The sequence below is a fragment of the Neobacillus niacini genome (assembly GCF_000759675.1).
Taxonomy (GTDB): Bacteria; Bacillota; Bacilli; order Bacillales; family Cytobacillaceae; genus Neobacillus; species Neobacillus niacini_A.
In genome coordinates this window covers 1-2,785 of sequence record NZ_BAWM01000115.1, presented here as the reverse complement: position 1 = coordinate 2,785, position 2,785 = coordinate 1, and the positions used below count along the sequence as shown (strand labels likewise).

General features: G+C 35.8%; 3 protein-coding genes. 2 read left to right on the top strand and 1 reads right to left on the bottom strand.

The annotated features are described in order from the left end of the window. Positions 1-305: 305 nt before the first annotated feature. A complete protein-coding gene (locus tag TR08_RS24905) occupies positions 306-1,184 on the top strand; it encodes an aminoglycoside phosphotransferase APH(3') (protein WP_045522848.1) in 879 nt (292 codons plus the stop codon). Between the two features lie 130 nt (positions 1,185-1,314). On the opposite strand, the gene TR08_RS24900 is transcribed toward TR08_RS24905, so the two are convergent. Then, entirely contained in the window at positions 1,315-2,154 is an 840-nt protein-coding gene (locus TR08_RS24900) for a tyrosine-type recombinase/integrase (protein WP_045522846.1), read from the bottom strand. Positions 2,155-2,324: 170 nt separating this feature from the next. Between TR08_RS24900 and TR08_RS24895 the strand changes: the two genes are divergently transcribed. After that, positions 2,325-2,678 (top strand): hypothetical protein, encoded by a 354-nt coding sequence (locus TR08_RS24895; protein ID WP_045522844.1) that lies wholly within the window; start codon positions 2,325-2,327, stop codon positions 2,676-2,678. The last annotated feature ends 107 nt before the right edge of the window (positions 2,679-2,785 follow it).

Sequence of the window (2,785 nt, the reverse complement as noted above, 5' to 3'; positions counted from 1 at the left end):
AATTGTGAAGAAATGCTTAAACAATAATCCTTAAAAGATTCTTAATATGAATTTTGTGTCTAATAACATTAATTCAAGACCTAGATTAGCAGAAGACCTTACTTCTTTGTTTAAGAATGCAATAATCTAACTAGTTTGGTATTACTCATCTTCTTCAACTATCGGGGGCTTTTGCGGAAAATCGGACTGCCATTTTTGCGGCTTTTCTTATTGAAGTAACGGTGCAGGTTTACTTGAAGAAGGATTTGAAAGTGTTGGGGACGAAAATATCTATTATGATTAGAAAAAGGGTGGGTGAGTTTTAAATGATTATCAATATAGATTTAGTATCAAGACTAATAAATCAACAGTATCCAGAATGGTCTGATTTATATATCAAACCTGTAAAAAATGGTGGAAATGATAACAGAACATTTCATCTAGGCGAAAATATGAGTGTAAGGTTACCTAGTGCAGCAGGCTATGCTCCACAGGTAGAAAAAGAACAAAAGTGGCTTCCGATTTTAGCTGAAAAACTTTCATTACCAATTCCTGTCCCAATAGCAAAAGGAATTCCGAATGAAGAATATCCCTGGTCCTGGTCCATCAATAAGTGGCTTGAGGGAGAACACCTATCTCATAACAATATTGAAAACCTTAATCAGATTGCAAAAGACTTGGGGTTATTTTTAAAAGAGTTACAAGCCATCGATACCAACGAAGGTCCCTTAACTGGTAAGCATAATTTTTATAGAGGTGGGTCTTTATCTATTTACAATGATGAAACCCGAAATGCTATTGAGAACAACAAAGAGGATTTTGATGGAGGTTTATTGAGTGAAATATGGTGGTTAGCTTTAGATTCTGAATGGGAATCAAAGCCTGTGTGGGTACACGGTGATATAGCACCAGGGAATTTGTTAGTTAAAGATGGAAAGCTCTGTGCAGTTATTGATTTTGGTATTTTGGGAGTAGGAGATCCCTCTTGTGATGCAGCAATAGCCTGGACTTTTTTTGATGATGCCAGTAGAAAAGTGTTCAAGAATGAAATAAATTTGGACGAGGCAACCTGGAATAGAGCACGAGGATGGGCTCTATGGAAGGCATTGATAACATATGATGTTCAAAAAGATTCTGATAAAGTGAAAGCAAAAGAAGCATTTAATACTATATGGACAATAGTAGAAGATTACAAAAATATTTAATGTAAAACGATATTTTTCAATAAACAGGTAATTACAAAGAAGATTGTGAATTATTGTACTTACACTAACGGGTGCAAGAATTAAAGAAAAGCAATGCATTTTTTTCAGCATTGCTTTTTTGTGTCCCTTTTTAAAAATACTTCCTATAAAGCTCTTGCCTTAAACTCCCACTTAACTGTGCATATATCCTCGTAGTCTCACTTTTCTCATGACCTAATAAACTTTGAATGACTTCAAGAGGGGCACCATTATTTAACATGTAAGTAGCAAAGCTGTGCCTCAGTTGGTGTGGATGGATCGTTTTATTTATACCTGCCCTTTTTGAAATTCGCTTGATAATATATCTCATTTGGGCAATACTCATTCGATGAGGATACCGTTCGGTGACAAAAATGGCTTCATCGCCATCCTGGCGTTGTTCAAGGTATCTTTTAAGCCAAATTTTGCAACGGATATTAAAATAAACTTCTCTTTCTTTATCTCCTTTCCCCCTAACAATGGCTGAACGGTTTGACCAATTAATTCTACTCCTCTGTAATGTAAGAATTTCTCCTATGCGACAACCAATAGAAAACATGAATTCAAACAATGCTTTTTCCAACGTGCTGTTACAAGCCTCACATAAATATTCAATTTCAATTTCCGTTAAAAACTTAGGAATTCGTTTCCCTGCTTTAGGTTCCTTTATCCTTGCAGCGGGGTTTTTTGAAATAAATCCTTCTTCATGTGACCAACGAAAAAATGATTTTATAAAACGTATTCGGTGAGATAAACTTGAAGGTTTTAAGGTTTCGCTCGACTTTGCCAGGTATTCTTTTAGTTGAACAGTGGATTTGGTATCAACATTAACATCCTTGAAATATCGAATAAGTAATGAGGATTGAAGTTTATATGCTTTTAGTGTTTGTGGTGAGAACCCTTCAATTCGTTTATCCGATTCATACGTTTCCCATGCCTTTGACAATAACAAAATACATCTCTCCCTAAGATTTCTTTTTTAGAGGAATTATTGACTTGATTCTCGAAATTGAAACGGGAGAGACTATTCAACTATCGAAGCAGGATAGTGCAATAAGGCAGGAATTTTGGAGGGGTTATCGAATTACATTTTTATACGATATTGGATAGGGTGATTGAAACGTGTTAAAGGCAACAAACTTGAAGAAAGAAGTTTTCCGCATTTTAGTTTTTCTTATCATTTGTTTTGCATATGTATACCAAAAGCCAATATTGACAACTGGGGAAGCCACAGATTATGCAGTTTTGTGTTTGAACGTTCCTCCAAAAGAATTGGGAATAAAAGCCGTTGATATTAATTTGGATGACATTACATTGGAGAAATTGTCTATTGATACAAAGAGTGGTTTTTTTAATCAATTCACTAATCAACGCGAGTTGAGTGTAACACTGAAAACTAAAAACGGAGAAGAACCAACCGTTAGGATGGACGCGTATAATGGAAAATGCCTTGAGGTGACTGGTCCATTAAATTAACAGGATGTCCTGCTACTTATTGTGCTAACGTGGCAGTTGTGCGGCCGAGCATAGGTCGTATCATATAGCGGGTGGGATTCCCGTCGAGAAAGAACTAGCCATTCACT

Bases quoted from the DNA above. Each gene is read 5' to 3' on its own strand.
- TR08_RS24905 (WP_045522848.1), top strand. From the start codon at position 306: ATGATTATCAATATAGATTTAGTATCAAGACTAATAAATCAACAGTAT.